The organism is Butyrivibrio sp. NATIVEDY162 (assembly GCF_045999815.1).
Lineage (GTDB): Bacteria > Bacillota > Clostridia > Lachnospirales > Lachnospiraceae > Butyrivibrio.
The window spans coordinates 662,618-681,352 of record NZ_CP172573.1 but is presented as its reverse complement, the minus strand read 5'-3'; the positions used below and the strand labels follow the sequence as shown (position 1 = coordinate 681,352).

Below are 18,735 nucleotides of genomic sequence, written 5' to 3'. Positions count from 1 at the left end.
TACCCTTGGCGGTAATTGTTATCTTATGAGGGAGCCACTATGGCGATGGATAATAATACTTATTCTGATGCACTTGTTGGAAAGGATGTCCCTATTCTTTTCAAAGACTCAAAATGGCAGGATCTTTTTGTGCTAAGTCCTAAAACTGCTAAGATAAAGCAATTGGAGGCTGAGCTTATTAAGCTTGTGAATAAGCAGGAAAAGACAAGGGAAAAAATAAAAGATATAAAGAGATTAAAGAAAAAGCTTCTTGGAGAAATAGTTGTTCTCAGAGATGACGCGGGAAAAAATGCCAGGCAGAGAAAAAAGATAGAAGCAGAGATCGATGATCATACACGACTTATAAAGGAGTGCAATGAGAAAATCGAAGATTGTGAAGATGATATGCTGGGGCTTCCGCGGGAAATTTATCAGGCAAATTATGAGCTTATGGTAGAGACTATGAATCTGTTTTATAAGAGGATTCATGACAATACCGTGGAGATTGATGCGATAGATGAGTGGGTATCCCAGGTCAGGATCAAGCTTAAGAAGAATGTCATAAGGCTGCAGGAGAAAGAAATAGAAAATTTCAATGTGTATTCTTATATGCATAATATATTTGGCCCGGAGGTAATTGACCTTTTTGACTTAAAGTATGATCCTGAGAGAAGACATCCTATAGTTAAACCCGGTATGGAAGAACGCGATGGGATAATAGTTGAAGATGAAAAATTTACCGATAGTTGATAAAAATTCAAAATATGTTGTTAGCGCTGCCGAGATGAAACGATGTGACAAGACGACAATCAGTCACTTCGGTATTCCACAGGATGTACTGATGGAGAGGGCGGCGCTTTCTATATGCAAATATGTAAAAAGAGCCCTTCCGCCTTCAGGAAAGGTCCTTATTCTTGCGGGCAGCGGCAATAACGGAGGAGATGGTATAGCTGCAGCCAGAATACTTGTACAGGAAGGTATCACGGTTACTCTTATGCTGGTCAATCACAGCCTGCATGAAAAAGGTGCGGGCTCAAAAAGGACATCTGCTTGCAACACACAGCTTAAGATAGCTTTATCTTATGGGGTTAATGTAATAGATTTTAATACTGCAACATTAAATACAGAGATAAAGAAAAGTAATGTAATAGTTGACGCCATGCTGGGAATAGGCTGCACAAGGAATCTCGAAGGGGATTATTTGTCAGCTGTTTGCGAGATAAATTATGCGAGGGAAGATTTTGATGAGAAAGCGCCATACGTTATTGCGGCAGATATTCCTACCGGCATAAATGCTGATACAGGTCAGGTTCAGGGACAGGCGATCTGTGCGGATGAGACGGTTACATTTGGTTTTCTTAAGATGGGGTGTGCCTTTTATCCCGGAGCATCCCATTCAGGAATTATCCATATTGTTAACATAGGTATTACCGAAGCCGGCTTTTTGGATGAGGCTCCTGAATTTAAGTATATTGATATTGATGATAATAATGATTTTGCAAAAAAATTACTTCCTCCTAGGAACCCTGCGGGAAATAAGGGATCTTTCGGGAAGGTTCTTGTAGTTGCCGGAAGTAAAAAAATCAGCGGAGCCTGCATTATGGCTGCTGAGAGCTGCTTAAGAAGCGGAGCAGGTATGGTAAAAATATTTACTGAAAAGACAAATCTTGCTGCGATTCAGACACTTCTTCCGGAGGCGATGACTGATATCTATTCAGATGAAGCCTTTGAAAGTAAATTTGAGGCTGAGCTTACAGAGTATAGTGAAATGCTGTCAAAATCACTTGAGTGGTGTGATGCGATAGTCTGCGGACCGGGGATAGGCAAAGGCAGTGCAGGCAAAAGCCTGTTGGAGACTATTCTTAAAAATGGTAAAAAGCCTTTGATTCTTGATGCAGACGCACTTAACATAATTGCTGAGGATGAGAAGATAAGAAAGCTCACCTGCGAGTATAACGGAGAAGTTATTATGACTCCTCATCTTGCCGAGTTCTCAAGACTTATAGGCAAAAACATACATGATTGTCGCATTTGCCTTATTCAGGAAGCAATAAAACTTGCAAAAGAATTTCATGCGAGTATTATATGTAAAGATGCAAGAAGTATTATTACTGACGGAGAACGTAATTTTATTAATATAAGCGGTAATGATGGAATGGCCACTGCAGGAAGCGGGGATGTTCTTGCCGGACTTTTGGGCGCGCTTGTTGTTTCAGGCTTTTCGTGTGAATTGGAAGCGGCTGTGGTCGGAGCTTTTTTGCATGGTGTTGCCGGAGACATGGCAGCTGTAAAAAATGGCAGACAGGGTATGACTGCCAGAGATATATCCGGAAGTCTCAGAGATATTTTTTCCGGAAAAATGATGTAAAAACGAGGCAATATAGGAATGCTGGAAGAGTTTTCAAGAGTTTATGCAAAAATAGATTTGGATGCGATTTCTAAAAATGTTGAGAATATGTACAATTCGCTTCCACGAAATACAAAAATGATGGCGGTTGTAAAAGCTGACGGATATGGCTTTGGTGCGGTTCCAGTTGCAAGGATGCTACAGGATAATTCATATATATGGGGCTTTGCAACAGCTACAGCTGAGGAAGCTTTTGAACTTAGAGAAAATGGAGTCAGTAAACCAATTCTGGTTCTGGGATATACATTCCCCTATGCATACGAGAGGATGCTGAGGGAGAATATCAGACCTGCAGTTTTCAGATATGATATGTTAAAGCATTTGTCTGAGCGCGTAAAAAAAAGAAGAGCGCAGGGCGGCAAAGAGGTATTTCGTGTACATATAGCAGTGGACTGTGGCATGAGCAGAATAGGTATAAGACCTGATGTTGATGGAGAGAATTTTATTAAAACAGCTCTTTCAACAGAAGGTATAGAAGTAGAAGGCATTTTCACACATTTTGCCAGAGCGGATGAGGCTGATCTTTCAAATGCTCATGCAAGGTACAAGGAATTTGATGAGTTTGTCACAAAGATTCAGAAGGAGCTTGACTATAATATTCCAATAGTGCACTGTTCAAACAGTGCAAGCATAATTGATATGCCTGAAGCTCACATGGATATGGTAAGATGCGGCGTCACTATGTATGGAATGTGGCCTTCAGATCAAGTCAGCAGGGATAAAATTGAGATAAAGCCCGTTCTTTCCATGTATAGTCATATATCATATATTAAGGATATTCCGGAAAATACACCTGTCAGCTATGGCGGAACTTTTGTTTCTGACAGAAGGATGAGAGTTGCAACCATTCCGGTGGGATATGCAGATGGATATCCCAGGAGTCTGTCAGGAGGAAGAGGATATGTTCTGATTCACGGCGAGAAGGCGAGAATTCTAGGGCGTGTCTGCATGGATCAGTTCATGGTTGATGTTACCGGTATTCCCAATGCAAAAGAAGGAGATGAAGTAATCCTTATAGGAAAGCCACATACTTCTTTTGGTGAGTACGGCTCAGAGGCTATCACCATTGAGGAACTTGGGGATATTAGCGGCAGAATGAACTATGAGTTTGCCTGTGATATAAACCACCGTGTTCCGAGACTATATGCCAAGGATGGTAAAATATTTCGCAGCTATGAAATCTGAAGTATGAAACAGGAGTTTTGAAGATAATTACTTTTAAAAACGGCTAAGCTGGGGTTTAACAGCTTAACCGTTTTTTTATTGCACTGTACTGCACATTGATTTCCTGTAATGCAGAGGTATCACCGTCCATATTATCGGGATGATACAGCTTTACGAGCGATTTATACTTTCTGGCGGCAGACTCGAGACTGGTACATCCGGCAAAAAAATTAAATCCGGAAAATGCTGTGTTCTTAGAAGGGTTATCTATATGGTCATTGTCAGAGTCATAGTCATAGTCTTCGTAGTCTTCATCATAGACGCCTTCATAGTTCTTATCATATTCATCCTCGAGATAATAGTCATCCTCATCATCGGAGTATTCTTCATAAAAATCATCATAGGGACTATCAGTTTCTCTTTCATCAAAGGTGTCATGCACGAATTCATCATGATGGCGTCTTAGCCATCTGTCGTAACTTCTTTTGTCAAGCTTTTGTCCTGAAACCGGAAAAAGAAATCTGTATCTGCTGTATATTATTTCGAATGGTGTGCGCCCTGAAATGATGCATCTTAAAAAATATATAAGCACATCTGCAAATAAAGGAATGATAAGAAACTTTCCTGCATAAACAAAGGTTCCTATACTTATAAATACAAGGAATAATGGAACAGCAAGCACCAGCATTATCAGGAAGAGCACGAAAAACATAAGGGTTCCGCTATAATTGGAAAGCAGGGATAGATATCCTTTGAGAGTATTAACGATAAGCTCTTTTACATCTGATGAGTATATTTTAACAGGTAGAAGAGATGAAACTACGTTTTCTCCTGCAATCACCTCAATGGCAAGAATAAGATATATACCTGTGTAGAAAACTGCTGTGACAGGTGACAGCACCAGGAAAAGACGAATAATCCTGAACATCATTCGCAGGAAAAACAGTATCATGTCAAATATGCACTTTATTATCCAAATCAGTCCTCTCGTGAGGAACTCAAAAAATACCGAAATCATGTTTTTATTTTAACTTAACGAAAAAACGATGACAAGTGTGGTTTCTTGACTGTATGCCTGCAAGATGCTATATTTTATTTTGACGCTTTTTGCGATTTTTACGGTGAAGGAGATGAACATAGATGGATGATGGTGGACCCACTGCCACTGCTTTTTTATTGATGTTTGTTGTTGTGATTTTGATTGATATGCTCTGTTATGGATTTGGAGCTGCAATCGAGAATCTTAAGCCGGATGATCTAAGATTCGGATCCGATAAGGAAGATGATAATAATTCACCTATTTTGCAGAGGGAAAAAAAGACAGCTGAGAGACTTGAGGAAATATTGGAATTTCCCGGGCGATATATCAATACGATTCATCTCTTGACACTTTTGATCAATATGCTGCTGGGTGTTATCTATATCAGAACTCTTAGTGGATTTACATATGAGCTGATAGGACGCTTTATACAGAACGCAGTAGTAGTTCAGATAATATCCTATGTACTGGCTGTTATTATACTGATGTATGTTGTGCTTACGATTGGAGTACTTATTCCAAGGAAACTTGGCGCCAGGTATCCTGAGAAGTGGGCATATTTCGGAGTCGGTGCCATAAGTCTTATAATCAGATTTTTCAGTCCTTTTACAGGTCTAATAAGGCTTACAGCGATGGGCATTCTTAGAATCTTCGGATTCCACTGGGATGCAGATGACAATGATGTAACTGAGGAAGAGATTAAATCAATGGTTTCTGAAGGTCAGGAGCAGGGAGTTCTTCAGGATTCGGAAGCAGATATGATCTCAAATATATTTGAGTTTTCAGATAAGCAGGCTCAGGACATCATGACCAACAGAAAGGCTATGGTTTGTATCGATGGTAATACCACCCTGAAGGAAGCGGTGGACTTTATGCTCGATATGAATAACAGCCGTTTCCCGGTTTATCTGGACAATATAGATCATATTATTGGTATACTTCATATAAGAGATGCCATGAAAAAGCTATCCGAGCATACGGATGATGATACTCCGCTTAGAAAAACAAGAGGACTATTGAGATCTCCGAGGAATGTTCCCGAGACGAGAAATATCGACAGCCTTTTTCATGATATGCAGAAGTCCAAAACCCAGATGGTTATTGTAATTGATGAGTATGGACAGACTGCAGGCCTTGTTTCCATGGAGGACATTATTGAGGAAATAGTCGGAAACATTATGGACGAGTATGACGAGGATGAAGATTACATTGAGGCCACATCAAATAAGGATGAATTTATAATAGAGGGTAAAACCCCACTTGAAGATTTGGAAGACAGATTTGGAATTGAATTTGAGGATCCGAATTTTGAAACTGTAAATGGACTCTTGATATCCAAACTGGACAGAATACCCTGTGAGGGAGAAGATTTTACTGCTGAGATAGGAGGATATTCCTTCAAGATTCTCTCGGTAAAGAACCATATGATCCAAAGCGTACTGGTGAAAAGACTAAAAGACAGTAAGTCTGAAGCTGCCGGTGACGATCAGGAAAATAAAGAAAACTAATTGTATTTTTTTAGGAGGATAAAATGTCAGGACATTCAAAATTTGCTAACATTAAGCATAAGAAGGAGAAGAACGACGCTGCTAAAGGTAAGATCTTCACAGTTATCGGACGTGAGATAGCAGTTGCAGTAAAGGAAGGCGGCCCTGATCCGGCTAATAACTTTAAGCTTGCACAGGTTATTGCAAAAGCTAAGGCAAACAACATGCCTAATGATACTATTGAGCGTGGTATTAAGAAGGCTGCAGGTGCAGACGGAAATGTAGATTATCAGACACTTACATATGAAGGATACGGCCCGGGCGGCACAGCTATCATCGTTGATACACTTACTGATAACATCAATCGTACAGCTGCAAATGTAAGAGCAGCATTCTCAAAGGGCAACGGCAATATCGGAACACAGGGTTGTGTATCTTATATGTTTGACAGAAAAGGTCAGATTCTCATTGACAAGGAAGAGTGTTCAATGGGCGCTGATGATCTTATGATGCTTGTTCTTGATGCAGGCGCTGATGATTTCAATGAAGAGGAAGACAGCTACGAAATCCTTACAACTCCGGACGCATTCCAGGGCGTTGTTGAAGCTCTTGAAAATGAGAAGATTGCTACAGCTTCAGCAGAAATCACAATGATCCCCCAGAACTATGTAGAGGTTACAGACGAGGAGAATGTTAAGCGTATCCAGAGAATCCTTGACATTCTTGATGAGGATGATGATGTACAGGCTGTATATCATAACTGGGATGACAGTTCAGTAGAATAAAAAATTTTAAATACTTCTCTTTAAAAATAGAGAAGAAGAGGTTTTGAAAAAAATATTTTCAATGGGGAGGCCTTGAGATGAAGCTTAGAAAGACATGGATTGGAATTTGTGTCTGGGTGATTTATTTAGTGGGAATGATATTTGCCATAGGAGTTACCGGTTTTGTCTCGGGGCTTTTTCCGTCCTACGACAGGCGTATAGTTGCAGGTGGTACATTTGCAGCTTGCCTTGTTGCTGCCATTGTGATCGGGATAATCGGCAGTAAAATCGGAGACTTTATTAATAGCAGGGAGAATATCAGGCAGTGGGAGAAGCCCGCGTGGATTGAGATACTGATTCCTTTAGTAATAGCTGTTATAGCTTTTTTTACTTACAATAATTTTTCTTTACTTGTAAATGAATATTCGGGAAATATAGGACTATATGACAGTGCGATTGTAGCTATGTCAGGTGAGAATGCTGTTGAACTCAGCGTGATCGAAAATGCTTATGTCAGTATTCTCAGAGTCTTTATGAGCTTTCTTGGGAATTCCTTTGTAGTTGTTTCTACTTTGAATCTTTTCCTTAGGATACTCATGATTTTGTTTTTATATATTGCTGTGAGAGCCGGCCTTGGTATGGCAGCTGCCATTGCATTTGCAGGTGGTGCTGCATTTATTCCGGCTTTTGGTTACTCACTTCTGACCGTGGATGCTGATCAGCTCACGTTTACGGCTATTGCTTTTGAAGTAATGATGGTCGTCTTTTATGTAAGAGGATTTACATCAAGAACAGGGTCAAGATGGTATTATAAGATATTCAGCATTATTATTGGCGCATTGGTGGGGCTGATGTTTTATATTGATGCTGTAAGTGCTGCAGTAATTGTACTGCTTCTCACAGCCTGGGATCTTTTTGATCTCTATGGTAACACCTTTAATATTTGTATCAATGAAGTTCTTCTTGTATTTTCAGGCTTCGCATCCTTCATAGGTATGCTTGTATACCAGGGCGGAACTGCCGGTATTACCGATACCTATTACAAATGGACCTGGAGATTTTATGGATATAACCCAAATGCGTGGCTGATTATGGTGAAGAACTCGCTTCCAAATACATATTTTGCCCTAGCGATCCTTTCTCTTGCATTTATTCCTGCAATAATGTATTTGGCTAAGGACAGATGCGAGATAATTACGCCATGGCTGTTATTTTCTGTACTTATTGTTGCAGCATCCGCTTTATTGGGAGAAACTTCTGCAAATAGTGAAGTTATGATAATTACTGCTTTAATCCTTCTTGTAAGCTGTGCTGTAGCCAGCTTTGCCTATATTGAAGGTGAAGAAGATGTAAAGGGTGCAGCTTTCTTTGATGAATCAGAGGATGAAGATGAAGCATCCGCCGAGGATGAAGTATTGGCTGAGGATGAAGTATTGGCTGAGAATGAAGAATACGCTGAGGATGAAGCAGATACTGCTTCTGATAATTCAGAAACAGACGAAGCTAAGGAAGAAATTGAAAGTACTGAGGCTAAAGAAGCTGAAGCAAAGAAGAAAGCAGCCGAAGACGTGAAGGTTGAAAATATGGCGGCTGAAAGCGTAACAGCTGAAAATGCAACTGTTAAAGAAAAAGTTGCAGATAAGCCAAGATTTGTTCCTGAAGGAATGATACTTCCAACAGGAGATGAGGACGAGGAGGACCTTGTACCCAACTTTAATATGAAGAGGCCGGAGATGACTGATATAGGTATTTTATCTGTGGGAGTCAAAAACTATAAACCGGAGCCTGTTAAAGCTGTTGAGGATAAGGATATAGCAGAGAATAAAGATGATTTTGATATCACCATTAAGCCCGGTGATGATTTTGATCTATAAAATATTAGGAATTTTTTGAAAGGGATTTTTGTTGATGAGAGTTGAAGAACTTAGTGCTTATGAAGTTTTAGAGCATAGAAGAATTGAGGATCTGAACTCAGACAGTTATATTGTAAGACATAAAAAAACAGGGGCAAGGCTTGCTTTGCTGCCAAATGATGATGATAATAAAGTTTTTTATATTGGATTCAGAACTCCGCCAAAGGACTCCACAGGTGTTGCACACATAATTGAGCATACGGTTCTTTGCGGATCAAGGGAGTTTCCTATAAAGGATCCTTTTGTTGAACTTGTAAAGGGATCGCTTAATACGTTTCTTAATGCCATGACCTATCCTGATAAAACAGTCTATCCTGTGGCAAGTTGTAACGATGCGGATTTTCAGAATCTTATGCATGTATATCTTGATGCTGTTTTTTATCCCAACATATATAAGACTAAAAAGATATTCATGCAGGAGGGATGGCATTATGAGATGGATGACATTGATGATGAACTGAAAATAAACGGTGTTGTCTATAATGAAATGAAAGGTGCGTTTTCCTCTGCAGATGAGGTTGTGGCAAGAGAGATAAGAAAATCCCTTTTCCCTGATACTACTTACGGTATCGAGTCAGGTGGAGATCCGGACGAAATTTATAATCTTACTTATGAAGATTATCTCGATTTTCACAGAAAGTATTATCATCCTTCTAACAGCTATATCTATCTTTATGGAAATATGGATATGGCTGAGAAACTTCAGTATATTGATGAAAAGTATCTGTCAAATTTTGATAGTCTCTACATTGACTCTGAGATAAAGCTTCAGAAAGCTTTTGATAAACGCATAGATTGTAATGGCGTTTATCCCATCATGAATGAGGAATCTGAGAAGGATAATACATATCTTTCAATCAATTTTTCTGTGGGTAGCAGTCTTGATCCCAAGTTTTATGTCGCTTTTGACATCCTTGACTATGCTCTATGTTCCGCTCCCGGAGCTCCTATAAAAAAGGCTCTCATAGATAAAGGAATAGGAAGTGAAGTCTTCAGCGATTATGACAACGGAATGATCCAGCCTGTTTTTTCCATTGTTGCAAAAAATGCTAATCCTGAGCAGAAGGATGAGTTTATAAATACTATTTTTGAAGTATTAAATGCTCAGGTCAAAGACGGCATAGACAAGAAGGCGCTTCTTGCAGGCATAAATGCGGATGAATTCAAGTACAGAGAAGCAGATTTTGGAAGATTTCCAAAAGGCCTTTTATACGGTCTTCAGGTATTGGACAGCTGGCTGTATGATGATATGAAGCCATGGATAAATATTGAAGCAAATGATACATTTGCCACTCTTAAAAAAGAAGTTGAGACAGGTTATTTTGAAAATCTGATAAAAGATTATATCCTGGATAATACGCACAGTTCAGTGCTTGTAATGAAACCTGAGAAAGGGCTTACCGAACATAAAGAAGAAAAGCTCAAAGAGATACTGAAAGCAAAAAAAGATGCGATGTCTCAAAACGAGCTTGAGCAGATAGTAAAGGATACTGCTGAGCTTAAAGCTTATCAGGAAGAGCCAGACAGACCTGAGGATCTTGCGAAGATACCGCTCCTTACCAGAGATGATATTAAGAAAGAAGCAGACAGGTTTATTAATGAACTCAGAAGTGCAGGGGATAGAAAGATTCTGTTCCACAACGTATTTACTAACGGGATCGGATATCTTAATTTTGTCTTCGATATGAGGAATGTACCGGACAGACTTCTGCCATATGCACCTATGTTGAAGACTTTGCTGGGACTCATGGATACAGAGAATTATACTTATACAGATCTGTATAATGAAATCAATTTACAGACAGGCGGTATAAACGGTTCCATAAGTACTTATACTGATTCAAATGATACAACCAGATTTGTAACAACCTTTGAGATATCTGTTAAAGCGCTGTATACACAGCTTGATAAAGCATTTGAGCTTGTTTCTGAAATAATTTTAAAGACTAAGTTTGATGATAAAAAGAGACTTCTTGAGATACTTGAGGAGTCATGCAGCAGAGCTCGTTCCGAACTTGCCGGAGCAGGACATCACAGTGCTGCACTAAGAGCACTTTCTTATGTATCAAAAGCTGCGAAGATATCGGATATGGTTTCCGGTATAGGTGGCTACAGATTGATCGAAGAGGTCAGGGAAAGCATTTCAAATGAGGAAAGTGCAGCTGATGATGTAATTAATAAAATGCTTGAGCTTTGCAGGATAATTTTCAGAGCTGAAAATCTTTTAGTTGATTACACAGCATCCGAAAAGGAATATCCCGGCCTTGATGAAAAGGTTAAAGCTTTTGCGGAGTCACTTCATACTGAAGAGATTCAGACTGAAGGCTTTAGCATACAATGTGAGAAAAAGAATGAGGGATTCCAGACTGCAGGTCAGGTACAGTACGTATGCAGGGCAGGTAATTTCGCAAAGAAGGGGCTAAAGTATGACGGTTCTCTCAGAGTTCTTCGTGTTATGCTTGGCTATGACTATCTGTGGAAGAACATCAGAGTGCTCGGAGGCGCATACGGATGCATGAGCGGGTTTGCAAAGAACGGCGATTCTTACTTTGTTACATACAGAGATCCGCATCTTACGAGAAGTATTGATGTCTTTAAGGAGGCATCAGAATATCTAAAAAACTTTGATGCGGATGAGAGGACAATAACGCAGTTTGTTATCGGCGCCATAAGTGATCTGGATACGCCAAAAACCCCCTCTGCAAAGGGAGCTTACGGACTTACTGCATATCTTTGCAACGCGAATATGGATGACATTCAGCATGACAGAGATACATTGCTTTCAACTGACAGAGATAAGATCAGAAGTCTTGCGGCATATGTTGATGCTTTCATGGAAGATGACTGTCTTTGCGTGGTTGGCGATGGCAACAAGATCATGAAGAACAAAGATTTATTTGGGAAAGTGGAGCAGCTTATTTATGCAGGAAAATCTGAACAATAATGCAAATATGAAATGTGGCTATGTCACCCTTATAGGTAGACCGAATGTGGGTAAATCCACCCTTATGAATCACCTTATAGGGCAGAAGATAGCCATTACCTCCCACAAGCCTCAAACAACACGAGGAAGGATACAGACGGTTTATACTGATGAGCGTGGCCAGATTGTGTTTCTTGACACACCCGGAATACACGAATCAAAAAATAAGCTTGGAGAATATATGGTTAAGGTTGCGACCAAAACCATGGAAGAGGTTGATCTTATTTTATGGCTTGTTGAACCAAGTACTTTTATTGGTTCCGGTGAGCATATGATCATCGACCAGCTTCGCGAGTGTGGGAAACAGGTTATTCTTGTAATTAATAAAATAGATACTGTTTCAGCAGAAGATCTTAACAGTTTTATTAGTGCATACAAAAAGGAAATGGAGTATGCAGATATAGTTACTGTATCGGCACTTAAAAGTGACAACCTTGATGAGCTGATGCAGAAAATATTTGACAGACTTCCGTATGGAGATCCTTTTTATGATGATGAGACGCTTACGGATCAGTCTGAACGAGATATAGTGGCGGAAATTATACGAGAGAAGGCATTAAGACTTCTTTCGGATGAGGTACCACATGGAATAGCAGTTACTGTTGAGACCATGAAGACCAGAAAAACTTCAGCACCTGCAAAAAAGAAAAAATCAAAGCATTTTCATCCACCTAAAAAGGGTGCTCAGGATGGGAACAATCTTTCTAATGTACAGACTGAAAGCTCAGGAGAAGCACCTGATCTGGAGGCGATGCTTGCAGCGCTTAAGGGCGGAGCTACCGATGCAGCCGATGTTTCTCAGGAATCGGAGATTATGGATATAGAAGCTTCTGTTATATGTGAGCGTGATTCCCATAAGGAAATCATCATCGGTAAAGGCGGAGCTATGCTGAAAAAGATTGGCTCACAGGCCAGAGCCGATATAGAGAAGCTTGTGGGATGTCGTGTGAACCTTCAGCTTTTTGTGAAAGTCAGAAAAGACTGGAGAAACGACACTGTCCAAATGAAAAACTTTGGATATAAAAATACAAAATAACTCTTCAACATGTAAGAGTGATGCTGTAACAGCATATGAGGTTTAAAACATTAAATGGTTGAACTTACCACAGTGAATGGAATGATCATAAAGAGAGCACCTGTAGGAGACTATGATTTCGTGGTGACTGTTCTTACTTCAGAGCGTGGGAAGATTTCAGCCTTTGCAAAGGGCTCGCGCCGTCCGGGAAATCACCTGGCCGGAGTTGTTGAGCCTTTTTGTTTTGGAGAGTTCAGCCTTTATGAGGGGCGTACTTCGTATACTATTCAGGAAGCCAAAATAACAAACTATTTTGAACATTTCAGAAATGATTTCAATGGTTCTATGTATGGAATGTTTTTTCTTGAAATTGCCGACTATTACACAAGGGAAAATAATGACGAGAGAGAACTGCTAAAATTACTCTACCAGTCTCTTAGAGCTCTCGAGTCTGACAATTTTGACAACAGGCTTGTGAGATGCATCTTTGAAATAAAAAGCCTTGTCATAAACGGAGAATTTCCCGGGATTCCGACAGACAGAAAATATTCCGGTTCTACGGCATATACACTCGAGTTTATACGCACTTCAACAGTAGAGAAACTTTATTCCTTTGCTGTTACCTCAGAGGTATTAAATGAGCTTTTGCATATTTGCGACATCTATAGGAAAAGATTCATTGACAGAAATTTAAAAAGCTATGAAATGGTTAAGATGATTGAAGATAATTGAAAAAGCGCAAAAGCCGTTATATAATCATACAAGTGTGCATGATTTTAATGCACTAAAGCATATTTTAATAAGAGGATAAATATTGTGAAAAAAGAGTTTATTAAAAGCACGGTTGCAATTATGGCAGTGATGCTGCTGCTTGTTAACCTGACTGCTTGTGGCTCAGGGGGCAATACCTCGGATCTGGATATTTCATCTGTAGAGATTAAAAGAGATGGTACCGTCATAAGCACTATAGTTGATGAATTTTCCGAGAGCTATTACGATCCCAAGGAACTTCAGGAAATGATTGAAAATGAAGTTAATTCCTTTATAGTTACAAAGGGAGAGGGTGCAGCTGAGTTTAAGAGCATCGATGTTAATGATGGAAAGGTGAAGGTTGTCATTAAATTCTCCAATGCAGAGAATTACAAGGATTTTAATAATGAAATGCTTGAATATGAGACTGTAACCGATGCTGTTCTTGCAGGGCAGATTGATGTTAATACACTTGTCGATAAGGACGGCAATGCGATAGATTCTGAGAAGGCTTCACTTTTGAGCAATCAGCATATTATCATAACAAGGTCGAACGGTGCTATAGCAGCTCCGTATAAGATTAAATATTTTTCGGGAAAAGTAAAGGCCAGAGATAAATATGTGGCAGATTTTTCTGAGAATGTTGATGGAGAAATTGCCTGCGTGGTTCTTGATAAGTAAATAATGAGCATAGAGCTCTTAGAATAAAAAATGAGCATTGTGCTCGGAAAGAGGTTTTGGAAATGAAAGCTAATGAAAAAACTATGGACAAAATAATTGCACTTGCAAAGGGAAGAGGCTTTATCTATCCCGGAAGTGAAATTTACGGTGGTCTTGCAAATACATGGGATTATGGAAATCTTGGTGTTGAGTTTAAGAATAATGTTAAAAAGGCATGGTGGCAGAAGTTTGTTCAGGAGTGCCCTCACAATGTAGGTGTAGACTGCGCAATTCTTATGAACCCTCAGACATGGATCGCTTCAGGACATCTTGGAAGTTTCTCTGATCCTCTTATGGATTGTAAGGAATGTCATGAGAGATTTCGTGCTGACAAGATCATTGAGGATTTTGCAGCAGAGAATGGCATAGCACTTGAGTCTTCAGTAGACGGATGGTCTCATGAAGAGATGGAGAAGTTCATCAACGATCACAATGTTCCCTGCCCTTCATGCGGAAAGCATAATTTTACAGGAATCAGAGAATTCAACCTCATGTTCAAAACCTTCCAGGGGGTCACAGAGGATGCAAAGGATACAGTTTACTTAAGACCTGAGACAGCACAGGGTATTTTCGTTAACTTTAAGAATGTACAGCGTACATCACGTAAGAAGCTTCCTTTTGGTATTTGCCAGATTGGTAAGAGCTTCCGTAATGAGATAACTCCCGGTAACTTTACTTTCCGTACCAGAGAGTTTGAGCAGATGGAGCTTGAGTTCTTCTGCAAACCCGGAACACAGACAGAGTGGTTTACATATTGGAGAAAGTTCTGCTATGAATGGCTTCTTTCTCTCGGAATCAGTGAAGAGCACCTTCGCCTTCGCGACCATGATCCTGAAGAGCTTTCATTCTACAGCGATCACACTACTGATATTGAGTATGCTTTCCCCTTCACAGAGTGGGGTGAACTTTGGGGAATTGCTTCAAGAACTGACTATGACCTTACAAGGCACCAGGAGACATCAGGTCAGCCTATGGATTACTTTGACGATGAGACAAATGAGAAGTATATCCCTTATGTTGTTGAGCCTTCACTTGGTGCTGACCGTGTAACACTTGCATTCCTTTGTGAAGCTTATGACGAGGAAAACCTTGGCACAGAAGAAAAGCCTGATATGCGTACAGTGCTTAGATTCCATCCCGCACTTGCTCCTATCAAGATCGGTATACTTCCGCTTTCAAAGAAGCTTAATGAAGGTGCTGAGAAGATTTATGCACAGCTTTCCAAGAAGTATAACTGCGAATTTGATGACAGAGGAAATATCGGTAAGAGATATAGAAGACAGGACGAAATTGGTACTCCTTTCTGCATTACTTATGACTTTGATTCAGAGACTGACGGTAAGGTTACTGTTCGTTTCCGTGACAGCATGGAGCAGGAGCGTGTAGCAATTGATGAGCTTGAGGCATATTTTGCTGATAAGTTTACATTTTAATTAAGGAGTTGGAGAAATGAAGAAATTTACAGCTAGTGAACTGCGCAAGGCTTGGAAGCAGTTCTATATAGATCGCGGACACGTTGATTGCGGTGCTGTTTCACTTGTATCAGACGGTTCAACAGGCGTTATGTTTAACGTTGCAGGAATGCAGCCCCTTATGCCTTACCTTCTTGGTAAAAAGCATCCTATGGGAACAAGACTTTGCAATGTTCAGGGATGTGTTCGTACAAACGATATAGATTCTGTTGGCGATAAGAGCCATGGAACATTTTTTGAGATGATGGGAAGCTGGTCTCTTGGCGATTATTTCAAGAAAGAGCGTTGCCAGTGGAGCTTTGAGCTTCTCACACAGCTTTTTGGATTTGATGCTGATCATCTTGCAGCAACAGTTTTTGCAGGTGATGAAAATGCGCCCAGAGATGAGGAAGGTGCAAAGTATCGTATAGAATCAGGATTTAAGCCGGAGAATATTTTCTATCTTCCGGCTGAGGATAACTGGTGGGGACTTGAATACGGTCCCTGTGGTCCCGACAGTGAGATGTTTTATGTGAAGGATGTGCCGGATTGCGGCCCTAATTGTGGACCCGGATGTCATTGCGGCAAGTATACAGAGATTGGTAACGATGTCTTTATGCAGTATGAGAAGCATCACGATGGACATCTTACACCGCTGTCACAGAAGAATGTTGATACAGGTTGGGGACTTGAGCGTATTCTTGCTTTCCTTAACGGTACTGATGATGTTTATAAGATTGATCTTCATGCACCTGTAATCGCATATATTGAAAAAGAGAGCGGAATCAAGTATGAGGCTGATGAGAAGACTACAAGATCAATGAGAATTCTTGCAGATCATACACGTACTTCTGTTATGCTGATTGGTGATGAGGCTAAGCTTCTTCCCTCAAATACAGGTGCCGGATATATTCTTAGAAGATTGATCCGCCGTGCGGTAAGACACGCAAGAACACTTGGCTTAAATAAGGATCAGATTCTTGGTGTAGCAAAGATCTATATTGAAGAATACGCAGAGAGCTACGAGCACCTCGACAAGAACCGTAATTTTGTTCTTACTGAACTTGAGAGAGAGATTACACGTTTTGAGTCTACTCTTGAGAATGGTATGAAAGAGTTTAAGAAGATTCTCGATAAGACTTCTGCGGAAGGCAAAAAAGAGATAGCAGGTAAGGATGCATTCTTCCTCTATGATACATTTGGATTCCCTGTAGAGCTTACTATAGAGCTTGCAGGTGAAGAAAACTTTACTGTTGATGAAAAAGGCTTTGCTGATGCTATGGAAGAGCAGAAACAGAAAGCCAGAGAAAATCAGAATTTCTCAGCTAATCTTTCAACAGGAGCAGGAGTTTTTGATTCACTTAGTGAAGATATTAAGAGTGAGTTCCTTGGATATGACGCACTTGAATGTGATGGCAAAGTTGTTGCTATGGCCGGAAAAGATGCTCTTGTAGAAGAACTGTCTGAAGGTCAGCAGGGAACAATTATCACTGACAAGACTACATTCTATGGCACTATGGGTGGTCAGGTTGGAGATATCGGAGAGATTCTCGGATCTGATGGATCTAAGTTTGAGGTTATGGAGACTATCCATGTTGCCGGTGGCAGAACTGCTCATGTAGGTAAAGTTGTATCCGGCAGCTTTAATAATTCAGATAAAGTGACTCTTAATGTAGATGCTGAGAACAGAGCTAAGACTTGCAGGAATCATTCAGCTACTCACCTTCTTCAGAAGGCATTGCAGCAGGTTCTTGGGGACAGTGTAGAGCAGGCAGGATCATATCAGGATCCTGATAAGACCAGATTTGACTTTAGCTATCATCAGGCTATGACAGCTGAAGAACTTCAGAAGGTTGAAGATATCGTAAATGAAAAGATAGCAGCAGCTCTTTCTGTAGTTACTAAGGAAATGTCTATAGAAGAAGCTAAGAAGACAGGTGCTATGGCACTGTTTGGTGAGAAATATGGAGAAACCGTAAGAGTTGTAAATATGGGAGATTTCTCAATAGAGCTTTGCGGTGGTACACATGTATCCAACACAAGTCATGTGGGCATTTTCAAGATTGTTTCTGAGAGCGGTGTGGCTGCGGGAGTTCGTCGTATTGAGGCTTTGACAGGCAGCAATGCAAGAGCTTATTACAAGAATGCAGAGAATGAACTTACAGAAGCAGCAAAGCTTCTTAAGACTACACCTTCAAATCTTGGTGATCAGATTAAAAAACTTCAGGATGAGCTTAAAGCACTCAAGAGTGAGAATGAGTCACTTAAGAGTAAGGAAGCTCAGGCAGCTCTTGGCGATGTTATGGATAGTGTAATCGATGTTAAGGGCGTTAAGCTCATTGCTCAGAGCGTTAAAGGCGTTGACATGAACGGTTTGAGAGATCTTGGCGATCAGCTTAAAGCTAAGCTTGGCGAAGGCGTTGTTGTACTTGTTTCAGAAAACGATGGCAAGGTTAATCTTATGGCAATGGCTACTGATGGAGCTATTACAGCAGGAGCTCATGCAGGAAATCTTGTAAAGGCTATCGCCGGAAAAGTCGGTGGTGGCGGTGGCGGACGTCCCAACATGGCACAGGCTGGCGGTAAGAATCCCGCAGGAATTCCTGATGCAATTGCTGAGGCAAAGGCTACACTTGAGTCGCAAATTAAGTAATTAATGAACGAAATAAAAAACATTTATTAAAATATTAAAAACCCTTTATTTTAGTGCTTGACGTGGTGAAAAAACATGGTATAATCTATAGATGTTATGTGAATAAATTCAGAGCATAGCAAATAACCCTGGTCACCCGTAAGGAAGGGTCTGAAGGGAGGGTAAGAGTAGAGAATGTCAACAGTTATTGTAAAAGAAAACGAAACTTTAGACAGCGCACTGCGTCGCTTCAAGAGAAGCTGTGCCAAGGCTGGCATCCAGCAGGAGATTCGTAAAAGAGAACATTACGAGAAGCCAAGCGTAAAGCGTAAGAAGAAGTCTGAAGCAGCTAGAAAACGTAAATATAATTAATTAAAAACAAGTCCTTGGTTTTTGTAAATCAAGGACTATTTTTATATCATAAGAAAATG

Annotated in this window: 14 protein-coding genes; 13 read left to right on the top strand and 1 reads right to left on the bottom strand. The window is 40.2% G+C overall.

Going from position 1 to position 18,735, the window contains the following annotated elements; translation table 11 throughout:
- The first annotated feature begins 39 nt into the window (after window positions 1-39).
- From ACHCNF_RS02790 to alr, 3 genes are read left to right on the top strand one after another with little or no spacing between them, the layout of a single operon-like run.
- On the top strand, window positions 40-729 hold the full coding sequence (locus ACHCNF_RS02790) for a hypothetical protein (protein ID WP_408071276.1): 690 nt from the start codon (window positions 40-42) through the stop codon (window positions 727-729).
- Complete coding sequence (locus ACHCNF_RS02785) at window positions 707-2,347, top strand: NAD(P)H-hydrate dehydratase (RefSeq protein ID WP_408071275.1); 1,641 nt, start codon at window positions 707-709, stop codon at window positions 2,345-2,347. The genes ACHCNF_RS02790 and ACHCNF_RS02785 overlap by 23 nt, the downstream gene beginning before the upstream one ends.
- Before the next feature lie 18 nt (window positions 2,348-2,365).
- Window positions 2,366-3,571 carry an alanine racemase gene (alr, locus tag ACHCNF_RS02780; RefSeq protein ID WP_408071274.1) on the top strand — a complete coding sequence of 402 codons (1,206 nt, stop codon included), beginning with the start codon at window positions 2,366-2,368 and terminating at the stop codon, window positions 3,569-3,571.
- Between the two features lie 55 nt (window positions 3,572-3,626).
- Here the strand turns inward: alr and ACHCNF_RS02775 are convergent, their stop codons facing one another.
- The gene (locus tag ACHCNF_RS02775; RefSeq protein ID WP_408071273.1) at window positions 3,627-4,502 is read right to left on the bottom strand and encodes a hypothetical protein; all 876 of its coding nucleotides are present in this window, start codon (window positions 4,500-4,502) and stop codon (window positions 3,627-3,629) included.
- A 188-nt stretch (window positions 4,503-4,690) separates the two neighbouring features.
- Between ACHCNF_RS02775 and ACHCNF_RS02770 the strand changes: the two genes are divergently transcribed.
- The 10 genes from ACHCNF_RS02770 (at window position 4,691) to rpsU (ending at window position 18,676) form a co-directional block, all read left to right on the top strand.
- Complete coding sequence (locus ACHCNF_RS02770) at window positions 4,691-6,097, top strand: hemolysin family protein (protein ID WP_408071272.1); 1,407 nt, start codon at window positions 4,691-4,693, stop codon at window positions 6,095-6,097.
- 23 nt (window positions 6,098-6,120) lie between these two features.
- The gene (locus ACHCNF_RS02765) at window positions 6,121-6,861 is read left to right on the top strand and encodes a YebC/PmpR family DNA-binding transcriptional regulator (protein ID WP_408071271.1); all 741 of its coding nucleotides are present in this window, start codon (window positions 6,121-6,123) and stop codon (window positions 6,859-6,861) included.
- 77 nt (window positions 6,862-6,938) lie between these two features.
- Entirely contained in the window at window positions 6,939-8,714 is a 1,776-nt protein-coding gene (locus ACHCNF_RS02760) for an eL24 family ribosomal protein (protein ID WP_408071270.1), read from the top strand.
- Window positions 8,715-8,748: 34 nt separating this feature from the next.
- On the top strand, window positions 8,749-11,697 hold the full coding sequence (locus ACHCNF_RS02755) for an insulinase family protein (protein ID WP_408071269.1): 2,949 nt from the start codon (window positions 8,749-8,751) through the stop codon (window positions 11,695-11,697).
- The gene (gene era / locus ACHCNF_RS02750) at window positions 11,687-12,772 is read left to right on the top strand and encodes a GTPase Era (RefSeq protein WP_408072181.1); all 1,086 of its coding nucleotides are present in this window, start codon (window positions 11,687-11,689) and stop codon (window positions 12,770-12,772) included. Before ACHCNF_RS02755 ends, era begins: the two co-directional genes overlap by 11 nt.
- 54 nt (window positions 12,773-12,826) lie before the next feature.
- Entirely contained in the window at window positions 12,827-13,483 is a 657-nt protein-coding gene (recO, locus tag ACHCNF_RS02745; protein ID WP_408071268.1) for a DNA repair protein RecO, read from the top strand.
- Window positions 13,484-13,567: 84 nt separating this feature from the next.
- Window positions 13,568-14,182: a hypothetical protein gene (locus ACHCNF_RS02740; protein WP_408071267.1), complete on the top strand. Its 615-nt coding sequence runs from the start codon at window positions 13,568-13,570 to the stop codon at window positions 14,180-14,182.
- A 62-nt stretch (window positions 14,183-14,244) separates the two neighbouring features.
- On the top strand, window positions 14,245-15,654 hold the full coding sequence (locus tag ACHCNF_RS02735; protein ID WP_408071266.1) for a glycine--tRNA ligase: 1,410 nt from the start codon (window positions 14,245-14,247) through the stop codon (window positions 15,652-15,654).
- 16 nt (window positions 15,655-15,670) lie between these two features.
- On the top strand, window positions 15,671-18,325 hold the full coding sequence (gene alaS / locus ACHCNF_RS02730; protein ID WP_408071265.1) for an alanine--tRNA ligase: 2,655 nt from the start codon (window positions 15,671-15,673) through the stop codon (window positions 18,323-18,325).
- Between the two features lie 174 nt (window positions 18,326-18,499).
- On the top strand, window positions 18,500-18,676 hold the full coding sequence (rpsU, locus tag ACHCNF_RS02725) for a 30S ribosomal protein S21 (RefSeq protein WP_022755619.1): 177 nt from the start codon (window positions 18,500-18,502) through the stop codon (window positions 18,674-18,676).
- The last annotated feature ends 59 nt before the right edge of the window (window positions 18,677-18,735 follow it).